12 protein-coding genes are annotated in these 16,065 nt (G+C 70.0%); 7 read left to right on the top strand and 5 right to left on the bottom strand.

The annotated features are described in order from the left end of the window. Positions 1-18 precede the first annotated feature (18 nt). From ACFU8Q_RS02950 to ACFU8Q_RS02940, 3 genes are read right to left on the bottom strand one after another with little or no spacing between them, the layout of a single operon-like run. Positions 19-1,308, bottom strand: coding sequence for a sensor histidine kinase (locus ACFU8Q_RS02950; RefSeq protein ID WP_384447053.1), 1,290 nt, complete (start codon positions 1,306-1,308; stop codon positions 19-21). Between the two features lie 23 nt (positions 1,309-1,331). After that, positions 1,332-2,108: an ABC transporter permease gene (locus ACFU8Q_RS02945; RefSeq protein ID WP_384447051.1), complete on the bottom strand. Its 777-nt coding sequence runs from the start codon at positions 2,106-2,108 to the stop codon at positions 1,332-1,334. A 1-nt stretch (position 2,109) separates the two neighbouring features. Beyond that, complete coding sequence (locus ACFU8Q_RS02940) at positions 2,110-3,018, bottom strand: ATP-binding cassette domain-containing protein (RefSeq protein WP_384447049.1); 909 nt, start codon at positions 3,016-3,018, stop codon at positions 2,110-2,112. 165 nt (positions 3,019-3,183) lie between these two features. Between ACFU8Q_RS02940 and ACFU8Q_RS02935 the strand changes: the two genes are divergently transcribed. Beyond that, positions 3,184-5,058: an ABC transporter ATP-binding protein gene (locus ACFU8Q_RS02935; protein WP_384447048.1), complete on the top strand. Its 1,875-nt coding sequence runs from the start codon at positions 3,184-3,186 to the stop codon at positions 5,056-5,058. Beyond that, entirely contained in the window at positions 5,055-6,962 is a 1,908-nt protein-coding gene (locus tag ACFU8Q_RS02930) for an ABC transporter ATP-binding protein (protein WP_384447046.1), read from the top strand. The genes ACFU8Q_RS02935 and ACFU8Q_RS02930 overlap by 4 nt, the downstream gene beginning before the upstream one ends. Before the next feature lie 433 nt (positions 6,963-7,395). Here the strand turns inward: ACFU8Q_RS02930 and ACFU8Q_RS02925 are convergent, their stop codons facing one another. Further along, positions 7,396-8,811: an alpha/beta hydrolase gene (locus tag ACFU8Q_RS02925; protein WP_384447045.1), complete on the bottom strand. Its 1,416-nt coding sequence runs from the start codon at positions 8,809-8,811 to the stop codon at positions 7,396-7,398. Between the two features lie 340 nt (positions 8,812-9,151). Next, positions 9,152-9,481, bottom strand: coding sequence for a DUF4190 domain-containing protein (locus tag ACFU8Q_RS02920; protein ID WP_384447044.1), 330 nt, complete (start codon positions 9,479-9,481; stop codon positions 9,152-9,154). Between the two features lie 306 nt (positions 9,482-9,787). Here ACFU8Q_RS02920 and ACFU8Q_RS02915 point away from each other — a divergent pair, with 306 nt between their 5' ends. The 5 genes from ACFU8Q_RS02915 (at position 9,788) to ACFU8Q_RS02895 (ending at position 15,955) form a co-directional block, all read left to right on the top strand. After that, positions 9,788-11,098 (top strand): sensor histidine kinase, encoded by a 1,311-nt coding sequence (locus tag ACFU8Q_RS02915; RefSeq protein ID WP_384447043.1) that lies wholly within the window; start codon positions 9,788-9,790, stop codon positions 11,096-11,098. Further along, positions 11,095-11,856: a response regulator gene (locus tag ACFU8Q_RS02910; RefSeq protein WP_384447041.1), complete on the top strand. Its 762-nt coding sequence runs from the start codon at positions 11,095-11,097 to the stop codon at positions 11,854-11,856. The genes ACFU8Q_RS02915 and ACFU8Q_RS02910 overlap by 4 nt, the downstream gene beginning before the upstream one ends. Before the next feature lie 286 nt (positions 11,857-12,142). Next, on the top strand, positions 12,143-13,174 hold the full coding sequence (locus tag ACFU8Q_RS02905; protein WP_384447040.1) for an alcohol dehydrogenase: 1,032 nt from the start codon (positions 12,143-12,145) through the stop codon (positions 13,172-13,174). A 200-nt stretch (positions 13,175-13,374) separates the two neighbouring features. Then, on the top strand, positions 13,375-13,764 hold the full coding sequence (locus ACFU8Q_RS02900) for a hypothetical protein (protein ID WP_384447039.1): 390 nt from the start codon (positions 13,375-13,377) through the stop codon (positions 13,762-13,764). Positions 13,765-13,924: 160 nt separating this feature from the next. Then, entirely contained in the window at positions 13,925-15,955 is a 2,031-nt protein-coding gene (locus ACFU8Q_RS02895) for a M4 family metallopeptidase (protein WP_384447038.1), read from the top strand. Positions 15,956-16,065: the final 110 nt, after the last annotated feature.

The following is a 16,065-nucleotide window of genomic DNA, read 5'->3' as shown; positions in this document are numbered from 1 at the left end:
GGGCAACCGTACTGGTCATCAGCCGTGCCGTACCAGGGGCACCCGGGCGCAGACCGCCGTGCCACGCCCCGGTTCCGTCTCCACCTCGACGGTGCCCGCGATGCGTTCGGCGCGGGCCCGCATGCCGCCGAGCCCGAATCCGCCCGCGCCGCGGCGGCGCGGCGGCAGGGCGTCGGGGTCGAAGCCGCGGCCGTCGTCCCGTACGTCCAGGGCGAGTTCCTCACCCATGAAGGACAGGGTGATGCCGATGCGTGAGGCCCCGGCATGGCGGCCGGCGTTGGCGAGGGCCTCCTCGGCGATACGGAGCAGGGTGGCGGCTATCTCGTCGTGGACCGGCTCGGCGGTACCGGTGACGGTGAACTCGGTCCGCACCCCATGGCGTTCGCCCCAGCCGGTGACGGTCTTCTTCAGCGCGCCCACGAGGTCGTCGTGCTCCAGTGCGACGGGGACCAGATCGTGGACCGAGCGGCGTGCCTCGCCCAGGCTGTGCCGGGCGAGGGCGGCGGCGCGGTCGAGGTGCTGCCGGGCCAGGGCCGGATCGGTGTCGGTGATCGAGGTGACCACCTGGAGTTGGGCGATGATGCCGGTCAGTCCCTGCGCGAGCGTGTCGTGGATCTCGGCGGCGAGCCGACGGCGCTCGTCCGCGACGCCCGCTTCGCGGGCCTGGACGAGGAGTTGGGCGTGCAGGCCCGCGTTCTCCGCCATGGCCTGTTCGAGGCGGGCGTTGGCGGACTCCAGTTCGGTGATGGTGTCGACCTGGGCGCGGGTCTGCTCGGCCTCCCGGTCGCCGATCTGGGCGAAGACCAGGGTGATGGTTGCGTGGAGGGCGAAAACGATGCCGAAGGCGATCCATTTCATGAGGCCGATCGGCGGGAGGCCGCTGCCGGACTGCGAGCCCGCCATGATGACGGCGGTGGCCAGCAGCCCGGCGCGCATGGCCCGTTGCGGGAGCAGCCGGCCGGCGTCGAAGTAGCCGAGAACCGCGAAGATGGAGAAGAACGGGTTGCACCAGGCCAGTCCGAAGGCGAGTGACGTGCGGGCGACGAAGTAGAACTGCGCCGCCCGCGAAGGCGGAGTGACCGCCGCCCTGTACCGTCCCCACCAGATCTCGAGGACGAGCACCACCGGGACCAGCACCGCGCCGGCGTACACGTCCGAGCGGGACATGATGAGCTCGGCGGACACGGCAGAGGCCGCGGTGGCCAGGCCGAGCAGAACGTACGGCCCGTACCGGAAGAACCGTTCCCACCACTGCGCGGCCGTCGTCACTCCGGCTGTGCCCGTCTCCGTCATGTCCCCCGCGTTCATGGGGGGATTCTCCCCCGGAACCGTCACTCCCAACGGAACAGCCGGGTCGCCAGCCCGGTCACCACGGCCGCCCACAACGCCATGACGCCCAGCTGTACCCAGCCGGGCCAGCCGCCGGACGCCGCCCGGTCCAGTGCCTGGGAAGCCGCGCCGAACGGGGTGACCTCGACGATGCGCCGGAGGGTGTCGGGCATGGTCTGCACCGGGATCCAGACCCCGGCGGTGAACATCATCACGAGGTTGGCGACCGTGCCGATGGCGGAGGATGCCTTGGTGGTGCGCGAGAGCGCGCACAGCAGCGCGCCGAGGCCGAGGACGCTCGCGGTCGCCAGGAGCAACGCCAGGACGTAGCCGAAGGGCTGTCCGGGCAGCCTCACGCCGAAGACGGTGCGGCCGACGGTCATCACCAGCGCGGCGGAGCCGAGAGCCGCGGTGCCGTGCAGGGCGATCTGCGCGGTGAGCAGGGCGGACGGCGGCACCGGAGTGGTCGACATCCGGCGCAGGATCCCGCGCTCGCGGTAGCCGGTGAGGATGGGCGGCATGGCCCCGATCCCGGCCATGATCATGGCGAGCAGCACCGACACCGGTACGTACAGATCGACGACGCGGCGGCCACCGAGCGCGTCATCGGGGTCCCGGAAGGACGGGATCAGGCCGAGGATCGTCAGCAGCGCGGTCGGGAAGACGAGGACCCAGAACAGGCTGCCGGGTTCGCGGAGGAAGAGCCGCGTCTCGGTCCTGAGCACCGCAGCCCATGGGGTGGGGGTGGCCGTCGTCCTGGCCGGGGTCGCTGTGGTCATCTCAGGCCGCCTGTTCTGCTTCTGTGAGGTCGAGGAAGGCGTCGTCCAGCGTTGCTTCGGAGACGCGGAGTTGGTGTGCGGTGATGCGGTGGCGGGCCAGCAGTGAGATCACCGCGTTGACCGTCTCGTCGCTGCCGTGGATGACGATCCGGCCGTCCTTCTGTTCGACAAAGTCCGCACCGGGCAGCGAATCCAGCTCGGCCGGGTCGAGCGGCTGTGCGGGGGTGAAGGAGATGACGGTGGCGCTGCCGGCCCTGCTGACCAGGCCGGACGGGGTGTCGAGGGCGACGACCTTCCCCTTGTCGATCACGGCGACACGGTCGCAGAGCCGGTTGGCCTCCTCCATGAAGTGGGTGACCAGAAGGACCGTCACACCGCTGTCGCGTACGTCCTCGATCAGCTTCCAGGTGTCCCGGCGGGCCCGCGGGTCCAGACCGGTGGTCAGCTCGTCGAGGACCACGACCCGCGGGTTGCCGACCAGGGCGAGCGCGATGGACAGCCGTTGCTTCTGACCGCCGGACAGCTTGGCGAACCGGGTGCCGTACATGGTGTGCAGACCGAGCCGTTCGGCCAGCGCGCGCCAGTCGGCGGGGTCCGGGTAGAAGGCGCTGTACAGCTGCAGCGCCTCGGCCACGGTGAGCTTGGGCTGGAGTTCGCTCTCCTGGAGCTGTGCGCCGAGCAGCCCGGTCACCCGGTCGTGGTCGGCGACGGGGTCGAGGCCGGCCACCCGGACCGTACCGGCGTCGGGGACCCGCAGCCCCTCGATGCACTCGACGGTGGTGGTCTTGCCCGCTCCGTTGGGGCCGAGGATCCCGAAGATCTCCCCCTCGTCGACGGCGAAGCTCACTCCGTCCACCGCGGGGCGCCCGGCGTAAGCCTTGTGCACCGCGTCCACTTCGATGATTGCCATGCCTACGAGCATCGTGTCCGGGGAACCCGCGCACCATCGTCCATCGCGCTCGAAGCGGCATCGGCCGATCGGTTGATACGGGGTACGACCAGCGGGCTCCGGCACCACCGGACGGCCGAAAAACCACATGAGCGATGTCAGTGGTGAACCGTAGGCTCGACTGTGATGCCCGAAGAACATGTAGATCCCAAGGAACGGTCCGCCGCGCGCTCCCTGCTGAGGTTGTGGCCCTATGTGAAGCCGGTACGCAACCGCCTGTCCGCCGCCGCGCTGGTCGCGATAGTCGCCTCGTGCATGGGTCTGGTGATCCCTCTCGTACTGAAGTGGATCGTGGACGGCCCGGTGGCGGACCGCGATCCGGGAGGTGTCTGGCTGGGTGCGCTGTACCTCCTCCTGCTGGGCATCGCCGAGGCCCTGCTCTTCGGGATACGCCGGTGGCTGGTGGCCCGGCCGCTGGCGGGGGTCGAAGCGGCGATGCGGGCCGACCTGTACCGGCATCTGCAGCGACTGCCGGTGGCGTTCCACGACCGCTGGCCGTCGGGGCAGTTGCTCTCGCGCGGCACCACGGACCTGATGCTGCTGCGCATGTTCCTGGCCTTTCCGCTGACGTTCCTGCTGGTCAACGGCACGACGATCCTGATCGGTTTCATCATTCTGCTGATGCAGCAGTGGACGCTGGGGCTGGTCCTGCTCGCTCCGGTGGTGCCGTTGGTGATTCTCTGCTCGGTCTTCGAGACGAAGTACTCGGTCGTGGCGCGCCAGGCGCAGGACCAGGTCGGTGATCTGACGACGGTCGTCGAGGAGAGCGTGCTCGGCATCCGCATCATCAAGGGCTTCGGCCGGCACCGCAGCCAGGCCCTCGCGTTCCGTGCCCTCTCGCAGCGCCTGCGCGGCACGGAGCTGGGCAAGGCGCGTCTCCTCGCGGGCATCTGGGCCGTCATCACCACGATCCCCGAGCTGGCCATCGGGGCGGCGCTGGTCCTCGGCACCGTCCAGGTCGCCGATGGCGGCCTGTCGGCGGGCACGCTGGTCGCCTTCCTGTCGACGGCGCTCGCGCTGCGGTGGCCGATCGAGTCGATCGGCTTCCTGCTGGCGATGAGTCAGGAGTCGGCGACGGCGACCGAGCGGTTCTTCGAGGTGATGGACGTGGCCGAGGAGGAGGACGCGGCCGCCTCCGACGGCCGCGCGCCGCAGGGCACGGACGACGGCCGGGGCGAAATGGTCTTCGAGGGCGTGGAGTTCCGCTATCCCGACGCGGAGCCCGGATCCGTACCCGTACTGTCCCGGATCGATCTGCGCATCCGCCCCGGCGAGACGATGGCCCTGGTCGGGGCCACGGGCTCCGGGAAGACGACGCTCACCGCGCTCGTGCCTCGACTGCACGAGGCCACCGGGGGGCGGATCACCCTGGACGGCAGGGACATCACCGCCATGCCCCGCCAGGAGCTGCGCAAGCTGGTGTCCGTGGCCTTCGAGGAGCCGACGCTCTTCTCGGCGACCGTCGGGGAGAACGTGCTGATGGGCGCCGAGGGCGCCGGGGAGGACGAGTTGCGGCGGGCGCTCGCTGTCGCGCAGGCCGACTTCGTGTACGACCTGCCCGACGGCATCGGCACCCAGGTCGGCGAGCAGGGGCTCAGCCTCTCCGGCGGGCAGCGGCAGCGGATCGCGCTGGCCCGCGCCGTGGTCGGCCGGCCCCGCTTCCTGGTGCTCGACGATCCGCTCTCCGCCCTGGACGTGCACACGGAGACGCTGGTGGAGGCCGCGCTGCGGCAGGTGCTGGAGGAGACGACGGCGATCGTGGTCGCGCACCGGCCGTCCACCGTGATGCTCGCGGACCGGGTGGCGCTGCTCTCCGAGGGCCGGATCACTGCCGTCGGCACCCATCAGGAACTGCTGCGCGGCAACGCGGAGTACGCGTGGCTGATGTCGGGGGCCACCGGCGCACAGAAGGGTGCCCCCGCCGTGGACGCCGTCCCCGACCTGTCCGGCGAGGGCCATCTCGTACCGGACGTCCCTGCCGAGAAGGGCCGTACCCGATGACCAGCCCGACAACCAGCACGACGACCGGTACGACGACGACCGGGCCCGCCGAAGCCGACCGGCGGCCGGACGCGCGGAAGGAGCCCGCGGGCCCGTCCCCTTCCGACGGTGCCGGGGACCGGTTCGACCGGGATGATCTGCCCACGCCCCGCGGTGCGACCCGCGCGCTGCTGATGTCGCTGCTCCGGCCGCACCGGGGCCGGGTGCTGGTGTCGGCGCTGTTGCTGCTGATCCAGCAGGCGGCGGTACAGGCGGGCCCATTGCTCGTCGCGTACGCCATCGACAGCGGTGTGCCAGCGTTCCGGGACGCGGACTACGGGCCGTTGATCGCGGTGGCCGTGGGGTACGCGCTGTGTTCGGCGGCCGCGGGGCTCATGCAGTACGCGTTCATCATGGTCTCCGCCCGGATCAACCAGGACGTGCTGCTCGATCTACGCGGCCGGATCTTCCGTCACGCGCAGGCGCTGAGCGTGGACTTCCATGAGCGCTACACCTCGGGGCGGCTGATCTCCCGTTCCACCACGGATGTGGAATCGCTGCGGGAACTGCTCAGCGAGGGGCTCCAGGAGCTGATCGGCATCGTCCTGTCCTTCGTCTCCATCTCCCTGGTGCTCCTCTGGCTGGACTTCGGTCTCGGCGCGGTGGCGGTGCTCTCCTTCGTCCCGCTGTATCTGCTGGTCCGGAGCTTCCAGCGGCGGGCCGGAGTGCTCTACGCGGCGCGGTCGACGGCGATCGCCGCGGTCATCGTGAAGTTCGCCGAGTCGATGAACGGCATCCGGCCCGTCCAGGCGTTCCGCCGCGAGCGCCTCAACGACGCGCACTTCGAGGGCCTCAACTCCACTCACCGGCAGGCGAACGGCGACGCGATGCTGGAGATGGCGCGCTATGTCGTCAGCTCCCGGCTGGTCGCCAACACGGCGGTCGCGGGGATCGTGCTGTGGGGTGCGTACCGGGTGGCGTCGGGCACGCTGGCGCTCGGTGTGCTGGCCGCGGCCGTGCTCTATCTGCGTCGGCTGTACGACCCGATCGACCGGCTGGGCATGTTCCTCAACTCCTACCAGTCGGCCGCCGCTTCGCTGGAGAAGATCGCGGGGCTGCTGGCCCAAACCCCCTCCGTCCCCGAGACGGTGGATCCGGTCGGCCTGCCCGCGCTCGCGGGTGAGCAACCGGGCCGCGAGGTCGTCTTCGACTCGGTGCGGTTCGCCTACCGTACGGGTGGCGAGGTGCTGCCCCGCTTCGATCTGACGGTCCCGGCCGGTCAGACCGTCGCCGTGGTCGGTTCGACGGGCGCGGGCAAGTCGACGCTCGCCAAGCTGCTGGCCCGCTTCTACGACCCGACCGAGGGCCGGGTGCTGCTCGACGGGACCGATCTGCGGGATCTGGCCGTGCCCGAGCTGCGGCGGGGTGTGGTGATGGTGACCCAGGAGGCGTTCCTGTTCTCCGGTACGGTCGCCGAGAACATCGCGATCGGCAGCCCGGACGCGACCCGCGAGGAGATCGAGCAGGCCGCCAAGGCGATCGGCGCACACGATTTCATCGCCGGGCTGCCCGAGGGGTACGACACGGACGTACGCAAGAGGGGTGGCCGGATCTCGGCCGGTCAGCGCCAGTTGGTCGCGTTCGCCCGGGCCCTGCTCGCGAACCCGTCCGTGCTGATCCTCGACGAGGCGACGAGCTCCCTGGACATCCCCGGCGAACGGGCGGTGCAGCAGGCCATGGACACGGTGCTCCACGGCCGCACCGCGGTGGTGATCGCCCACCGCCTGTCGACCGTGGAGATCGCGGACCGGGTCCTGGTGATGGAGCACGGCCGCATCGTGGAGGACGGCGCCCCGGCCGAACTCATCGCCGGCACGGGCCGCTTCGCGGGGCTGCACCGGGCATGGCGGGAGAGCCTGACGTGACGGGACGAACGTCCAGGATCCGCTGGTTGATGCGTAATGTCGGCCGAGGATGCACGGTGAATGCGCAAATCCGGGGAGCGATGCGCATCCGTTACGGTCCGTAGCTATCGGCCCACCGTGGCCAGGACCGCAACCACGCATGGTCCGGGCAAGTCCTCCACATCGCCCTGCCGGACAAGCAGGGCAACATGTGGGACCTGCCGCCGGACGATGAAGAACACGCGATCGACGTGATGTTCCAGCTCCTCGACACGTTTCTCGCTGAACGCGAAGCCGCACAGAACACCCGATCGCCCGGGTTGAGCAGGACTGCCTGGTCCAGAGGTGGGGCCTGCCGTCGGCGGGAGGCCCCAAGTCAACGTCGACACCGGACAGTCAGGCGCGGTTGAGCGTTCCCGGAGCTGTCGGAACAGGAAGCGTGCGGGCTCTCTCCCTACTGCCCGGCCGACGCTCGGCAGGTCAGGTCCTTGGCCGGGAGCCTGCCCGTGGTCAGATAGACCGTGAGGCTCTTGTCCGCACAGGAGTTGGAGCCGTAGACGATGTGTCCCTCTCCCCCGGCGACGGTGACCATCCGGGAGCTTTGCAGGGCCCGATGCATGCCCTGGGCTCCGGCCAGGGGCGTTTGGGGATCCCACTCGTTCTGCAGGATCAGTGCATCGACCTTGTTGTTCACTGTTGTCGGCGGCTCGCTGCCCTGCTTCCAGAAGGCACACGGCTTGATGTTGGACGCGAAATCGCCGTACAGCGGATACCGGGCCTTGTCGCGGATCGCGTCGCGGCGGTACTGCTCCGGGTCGCGCGGCCACGTACGGGTGTCGGCGCACAAGACGGCCCAAGCACTCGCGGCGTCATTGTCCGAGGGGATGTCACGGGCGAACGCCGACGGGACCGGGCCCGGGGACCGCTCGGGCGTGCCTGACAGGGCCGACTTCTCGTCCTCGGCCGCCTTCTTCAGCTCGGCGACCCTTTCGGCAGCTGTCTGAACGCGGAAGAACTCTGCGCGCAGCTCAGCGCGGATGTCGTCACCGGTGAGGGGTCCACCGCCGGAGTCGATGGGCGTGCGGTCGGCCTGGGCGATCAGCTTCCACAAGGTCGCGCGGACCTCGGCCGGGGTATTGCCCAGGTTGTATGTGGTACTTCGCTGGGAAGTCCATTCGCTCCATCGTGTGATGGCCGGCTCGACCCCTTCCGCCATCTCCTGGAACATGCCCCGCCAGATCCCTGCGGGGTCGGTTGCACTGTCCAGCACGAAACGGTCGGTTCGCTGGGGGAACAGCTGCGTGTAGACGGCCCCGAGGTAGGTGCCGTAGGAGAACCCCAGGTAGGAGATCTTCCTCTCTCCCAGTACGGCACGAATGACGTCCATGTCGCGAGCGGTGTTGCGGGTGGTGAGGTGCCGCAGTGTGTCACCCTCCTTGGCCCGGCACCGGTCGGCCACCGTACGCGCCCACTCCACGTCCTTCGCGAATGTCTCGGCCTTGTACGGGCGCTCATCGTTCTTTTCCTCGTCGGTCAGGCCGCAGCTGACGGGAGAGCTCTGCCCGACGCCCCTCGGGTCGAACCCGATGAGGTCGTACTGTCTTTTCACTTCCTCGGGAAATGTCAATTCCGGGATGACAGGCATATTAAGGCCCGACCCGCCGGGGTTGAGCAGCAGCACGCCACGACGTTCCTTTGCGCTGCTTGCCTTCAGCCGGGATACAGCGATACCGATCTTCTTCCCGCCGGGATCGCTGTAGTCCAGCGGCACCTTGAGAGTCGCGCATTGAAAGGTGGCGGGGCTCTCCGCGTCGCAGCGCTGCCACCGAGGCTTCTGTTGGGCGTACTGCCGCAGAGGGTCCGTGGCCACAGAGGCCTCGGATGCGGCAAAAGCCATGGAAGGTGTGAGCGCCGAAACGAAAGTCGCCACGGCGCCGGCAGCCAGAAGAGATGCTGTTCGCCCGTTTCGCATATTCATGCTTGTCCTTGTCGAGAAGAGGTGACTGGCCCTTCCCCCCTTTTACGCGCGGGAGGTTGGCGAGTCCGTCGTCGGGAGGGGAATCACTGTCCGGCTTACGGCGCACAGCCGACGTGATCCTCGTGCTGATCTTTGACGTCGTGGCCTGGGGTCCGGTGGGGGCGGCCGCCCAAGGGTGCGCCGGGGCCGGGGGCGTCGCCGGCCGTGCTGCAGGCCGCCGGTCAGTGCCCGGTCAGTGCCCGGCGAGCTGCTGGTGGACGCACTGCTTGTATTCCTGGATGCCCTCTGGCCGGTAGCACTCCTGTGTCTTGTTGGCGTACCAGACCATGAAGACGGCGACCAGGATGGACATCACGATCGCGATGAACGACGTCACTACACCGGTGATGGACTGGCCCCGGCCGGCGCCGGTCCGCTTGGCCCTCTTCAGGGCGGCGATGCCCAGGATCAGGCCGATGACGCCGAGCAGGCCGCCGACGAAGACGATCGAGGTGATCAGGCTGATGACGCCCAGCACCATGGCGGCCACGGCCAGGCCCTTCTTGCCGACCGAAGGCTGCATGCCGTAGCCGGGGCCCTGGCGATATGGAGATCGGGGGTCCGCCCCGGCGGCCCGAGTCGATGCCGCCCGACTCGGCGCCGGCCGGCCAGGCGTTGACGCCGTCCGAGTCGACACAGCCTCAGCCGGCGCCGTGTGATTCGGCGACGTCTCTGTCCCTTGCGTGTTCATCATCCGTCCTCCCGCTCAACTGGGCAGGACACGATTCTGATTTCCGGGGTCTCGGGCGCACATCGCGGGAAGGCGGGAGATTATGCTCCCTCGATCGGGGGAGGCCGCCGGCGAGCTTCCCGGTCATACTGGCCGATTATGATCAGGGGAATCCGGCCGCTGCTGCGCGGCTCCACGTATGCGGGTGCGCTGTTCGCCTATTGCGGTGCGTTGGCGAGCATTCCGCTGCTGCTTTTCGCATTGCTGCCGGTGCTGGCGTGGCGATCCGTCCCCTATGAAGTGCAGGGCGTTCTGGCCCTGCTGGTCTGGGCGGCACTGATCGGTGTGGTCGGGCTGGCCCGCACCACGCGACGGGTGCTGATCGCGTTCTCCCGTCGACTACTGAGGGTGCCGTTGCCGGATCCGGTGGCCGGTCGTCAGCGGGCGAGTTCACCCGACACCGGGCCGACTCCCACTGCGCCGGACCCTGCCGCGCCGACCCACGCCGTGCCGTCCGGCGCGGACCGCTGGCGGACTTCGGTCTGGCTGCTGCTGCACGTGGCACTGGGGTGGGCGGGGGCGCTGGTGAGCGGTGCACTGATCCTCGCGGGCCTGGTCCTGCCGGGGAATTGGCTCGGCGCCGAGGCGGGGCTGAGCTTGTTCGGCTGGTCGGTGCGGGCGAGGGGCGGCTGGGGAAGCTGGGCGGTGGCGCTCGGCTGTGTGCTGCTGGCGGCGACGGTGTGTGCGGTGGTGGCGAACGCTCTGCGGTGGTTGGCGCCGAGGCTGTTGGGGCCGTCCTCGGCCGAGCGGCTCGCGCTGGCGGCCGAGCGGGAGCTGCTGCTGGCCGAACGTAACCGACTGGCCCACGAGTTGCACGACTCGATCGGGCACACGCTGACGGCGGCCACGATCCAGGCGGCGGTGGCGGGCGAGGTGCTCTCCGCCGACCCGGTAGCGGCACGGGCCGCCCTGCGCAGCATCGAGGAGTCGGCCCGAGCCGCGCTGGAGGACCTGGATTACGTGCTGGGCGTGCTGCGCGAGGAGAAGGCGGGGACAGCGCCGACCCGGACCTTGGCCGACCTGCCCGAGCTGCTGGACCGGTTGCGGCACGCGGGGGCGGTGGTGGAGCCGGAGTTGTCGGGCGAGTTGACGCAGGTGCAGGGGACGCTCTCCCGGGCGGCGTACCGGATCCTGCAGGAAGGATTGACGAACGCGTTGCGGCACGGGGCGGGTGGTCCGATCGAGGTCCGGGTGGCGGCCGCGTCGGACGGACTGGAGCTCGGCGTGGTCAACCGGACCCGGGCGGGGACGGGCACAGGCAGGGGCCCGGGCGCCTTCCCGACGTCCGGGCACGGCCTGCCCGGGCTGGCCGAGCGCGTGCGGCTGCTGCACGGTGAGATCGAGGCCGGCCCGGACGGGCCGCAGCACTGGCGGTTGACAGTCCGGCTGCCGGTACGGTTGTCGGCATGATCGGCTCCGACGCGAGCGCGGCCGTCGCGACCAGCCCTGACGCGAGCGCAGCCGTCAGGACTGGCACCGGCACCGGCCCCGCCACCACCAGCTCTGCCGGCACCCCCGTCACCCTCCTGATCGCGGACGACGACGAGGTGACCCGCAGCGGTCTGCGCATGCTGCTCGCGGCACAGCCGGGGATCACGGTGGTCGGGGAGGCCGCCGACGGCGTCGACGCGGTCGAGCAGGTGCGGCAATTGCGGCCGGACGTGGTCCTGATGGATGTGCGGATGCCGCGTCGCAACGGGATCGAGGCCACCCGGCAACTGCTGGCCGAGTCGGCCGAACCGCCGAAGGTCGTGGTGATCACCACCTTCGAGAACGACGGCTACGTCACCGCCGCGCTCAGCGCGGGGGCCAGTGGGTTCGTGCTCAAGCGGCGTCCGGTCCGGCAGATCGCGGAGGCGGTACGGGTGGTGGCGGCGGGAGAGGCGATCCTCTTCCCGGCGGCACTGCGCCGGATGGTCGCCGCCCGTCCGCTGGGCTCCGCCGAGGCATTGCCGAAGGCGGCACTGACGGGGCGGGAGGAGGAGGTGCTGCGATTGATGGCCACCGGCCTGTCCAACCCGGAGATCGCGGAGTCGCTCACGGTGAGTCTGGAGACGGTGAAGACCCACGTCGGAAACGTGTTGACCAAGCTCGGCGCGCAGAACCGGACCCACGCGGTGGTCATCGCGTACGAGTCCGGTCTGGTGGTGCCGGGGTTCGCCGGCTGACGCGCCGGGACGTGCGTCCGGGTACGACGGGACCGGGGCCACTTGAGATGGTCTTCGACTCTCGGCCGGGACCGGTCCAAAACCGGCGCCGGGACGGCAGCGGTGGACGCCGCCGCAACGCTGCGTGGGCTGAGGAAACATGACCGGCGCTGACGACGAGGGGGGTGCCGACGGGCCCCGTGCCCACCCCTCGTCCGCGCCGCCCGGCGTGCGTGATCGGGCCGGAGCTGGTCTGCTGATTCCGGGGGGCCGTCCACCCGTGTCCTCGTATCCCGGAGAGATCCAGATGAGCGTCTCCAGCGTCTATCGGGCCGCGCAGGTCGCAGCCGCCGGCGGTCCGTTCGAGATCGTCGAGCGTGAGGTGCCCCGGCCGGGCCCCGGTCATGTACGGGTGGCCGTGGATGCCTGCGGGGTCTGCCACAGTGACGCCTTGTTCGTGAACGACGCGCTTCCGGGCGTACGGTTCCCGGTGGTCCCCGGGCATGAGATCGCCGGGCGGATCGAGGAGCTCGGCGAGGGGGCGGAGAACGCCTGGCGGGTGGGCGACCGGGTGGCGGTGGGCTGGTTCGGCGGCAGCTGTGGCCACTGCACACCCTGCAGGCAGGGCGACTTCATGGTGTGCCAGTACCTGAAGGTGCCCGGGTGGGCGTACGACGGAGGCTACGCCGAGACGGTGATCGCACCGGTGGACGCCCTGGCCCGGATCCCCGACGCGCTGGACGCGGTCGATGCGGCGCCCATGGCCTGCGCGGGGGTGACCACGTACAACGGGCTGCGGCGCAGCTCCGCGCGGCCGGGTGACCTGGTCGCCGTGCTCGGCATCGGCGGCCTCGGCCATCTGGGTGTGCAGTACGCGGCCGCGATGGGCTTCGAGACCGTGGCCATCGCCCGCGGAGCCGCCAAGGCCGATTTCGCGAAGGAACTCGGCGCGCACCACTACATCGACAGTACGGCGGACACCACCGTCGCGGACGCGCTGCAGGCCCTCGGCGGTGCCAAGGTCGTCCTGGCCACCGCGGCCGCCTCCGGGGCCATCACGGCGACCGTGGACGGCCTCGCGCCCCGCGGCGAGCTGGTCGTCATCGGCGCGGATCCCGAACCGCTGGGAATCAGCCCGACCCAGCTGCTCATGAGCGGCAAGGTCGTCCGGGGCCACCCGTCCGGCACCGCGCAGGACGTCCAGGACACCCTGGCGTTCAGCGCCCTGCGCGGAATCCGCCCGATGACCGAGACCGTGCCGCTGGACGCGGCCGAGGAGGCGTACCGGAAGATGATGTCCGGCGCGGCCCGCTTCCGGATGGTGCTCACCACGCGCTGACGCACCCCGCCGCGCACGGGGCGGCGGGCTCCATCGACGGCCGTGCCTTCTCCCAGGCACGGCCGTCGTCGAGCGTCGCCCGCCAGGGGTCACCGGGCCGGGGCACGGCCTCGACCCTGAGTCCTGACCTGTGACCTGTCACCTGTGACCCACGAGCCCTGAGCCGCGAGCCCTGAGCCGCGAGCCCTGAGCCGTGAGCCGTGAGCCGTGAGCGCATCGTGCGCACCGCGCTCGGACCGGCCGACGCCGAGGGGATGTCCGAGGTGCCCATCCGCCGCGTCGCCACCACGCCGCCCACCTCCGCGGTGAACGCCCGCCGGGCGTCGTACCCCGCGACCGGCGGGCACGGCGCTGCCGCCGCGCACGATGCCGCACATCCATCTCACGCTGTTCGCCCGCTGTCCGCCGCAAAGTGGATGGTAAGAAATGAGCCACAGTTCGATGCCATCTCGGCCAGTGGCGACTACCCCTTCCTCAACTCGCTGTTCGAACACGGTGAGTTCGAGCTTGATCTCGACGAACTCTTCGAATTCGGCCTGCCCAGGACGCTGGATGACGTCGCGATGATGATCGGCGAAACGTCCGCTTAACGAACATGACCTTTATGGCAACGGACGACTTCCGGCCAACTTGTTGACGCGGTCCTGACAGGACCGTCTTCCGGCTGACACTCTTCACCCCGTTCTGCGCACTTCTCGTTCTTCCGACGGCCACCCTGCCGCCGGTACCCCCCTCGCAGAAGGAGTCCGCGTGAGATCCACGCCCAGCCGTCGTGCCACCGCGACCGGCGCTCTGATAGCCGCAGCAGCCCTCCTCGCCGTCGGAGTCCAGACCGGTACGGCCACTGCCACTCCCGGCAGCACCACCGCAACGGCGGCGACCGCCGGCGCCAAGCACGGTGCGCTGGCCAAGCAGCTCACCCCGTCCCAGCGCGCCGAGCTGATCCGCGAGGCCGACGCGAGCAAGGCGGCCACGGCCAAGGAACTCGGTCTCGGCGCTCAGGAGAAGCTCGTCGTCCGGGATGTCATCCAGGACAACGACGGCACCACGCACACGCGTTACGAGCGCACCTTCGCCGGACTTCCGGTGCTCGGTGGCGACCTGGTCGTCCAGGAGTCCAAGGCCGGCGCGGCCAAGAGCGTCACCAAGGCGTCCAAGGTCACCAGCGGCCAGCTGAAGGCCGTGGACACGACGGCCGACATCGCGCCCGCCGCGGCCGAGAAGCAGGCGCTCGGCCTCGCCAAGGCCGACGGCTCCAAGAAGACCGAGGCCGACCGGGCACCCCGCAAGGTGGTCTGGATGGCGCAGGGCAAGCCGCAGCTCGCCTACGAGACCGTCGTCGGCGGGCTCCAGGACGACGGCACCCCGAACGAGCTGCACGTCATCACGGACGCGGCCTCCGGCGCGAAGCTGTACGAGTGGCAGGCGATCGAGAACGGCGTCGGCAACACCGAGTACAGCGGCCAGGTCACCCTCGGCACCGCGCCGTCGTACTCGCTGACCGACACGGGCCGCGGCAACCACAAGACGTACAACCTGAACCACGGCACCTCCGGCACCGGGACGCTGTTCACCAACTCCACCGACGTGTGGGGCAACGGCAACCCGTCGAACGCCGAGACGGCCGCCGCCGACGCGCACTACGGCGCGGCGGAGACCTGGGACTACTACAAGAACGTCCACGGCCGCACCGGCATCCGGGGCGACGGCGTCGGCGCGTACTCCCGCGTCCACTACGGCAACAACTACGTCAACGCCTTCTGGCAGGACAGCTGCTTCTGCATGACGTACGGCGACGGCAGCGGCAACGCGCACCCGCTGACCGCCCTCGACGTGGCCGCGCACGAGATGACGCACGGCGTCACCGCCGCCACCGCAAACCTGGTCTACAGCGGTGAGTCCGGTGGCCTCAACGAGGCGACCAGCGACATCATGGCCACCGCGGTCGAGTTCTACGCCAACAACGCCACCGACAAGGGCGACTACCTCATCGGCGAGAAGATCGACATCAACGGCGACGGCAGCCCGCTGCGCTACATGGACAAGCCGAGCAAGGACGGCGCGTCCAAGGACGCCTGGTACTCGGGCATCGGCAACGTCGACGTCCACTACTCCTCGGGGCCGGCGAACCACTTCTTCTACCTGCTCTCCGAGGGCAGCGGCGCCAAGACCATCAACGGCGTCAACTACGACTCGCCGACCTCCGACGGCCTGCCGGTGACCGGCATCGGCCGCGACAAGGCCGCGCAGATCTGGTTCAAGGCGCTCACCACCAAGTTCACCTCCACCACGAACTACGCGGCGGCCCGCACCGGCACCCTGGCCGCGGCCGGTGAGCTGTACGGCACGACCAGCGCCGAGTACAAGGCCGTCGCCGACGCCTGGGCGGGCATCAACGTCGGCTCGCGCTCCGGTGGCGGTGACCCCGGCACCGGCACGGTCTTCGAGAACACCACCTCCGTCGCCATCCCGGACGGCGGCGCGGCCGTCACCACCTCGGTCAACGTCACCGGCATCACGGGCAACGCGCCCAGCGCCCTCAAGGTCGGCGTGGACATCACCCACACCTGGCGCGGTGACCTGGTCATCGACCTCGTCGCCCCGAACGGTACGACCTACCGGCTGAAGAACGCCTCGATCTCCGACTCGGCGGACAACGTCCAGACGACGTACACGGTCAACGCGTCGTCCGTGGCGGCGAACGGAACCTGGAAGCTGAAGGTCCAGGACGTCTACTCGGGCGACACCGGCAAGATCAACAGCTTCAAGCTGACGTTCTGAACCCGTCGGCCCGCTGAACCCTGAGCCGGGTCCGGCTCCGAAACGAACCGCCCGGGAGGAGCTCTCGCTTCCTCCCGGGCGGTTTCATGTCCGCGGCGGGTGGGTGCCGC

The organism is Streptomyces sp. NPDC057543, from assembly GCF_042801895.1.
In the GTDB taxonomy this organism is placed as follows: domain Bacteria; phylum Actinomycetota; class Actinomycetes; order Streptomycetales; family Streptomycetaceae; genus Streptomyces.
This window is presented reverse-complemented; position numbering and strand designations above follow the sequence as displayed.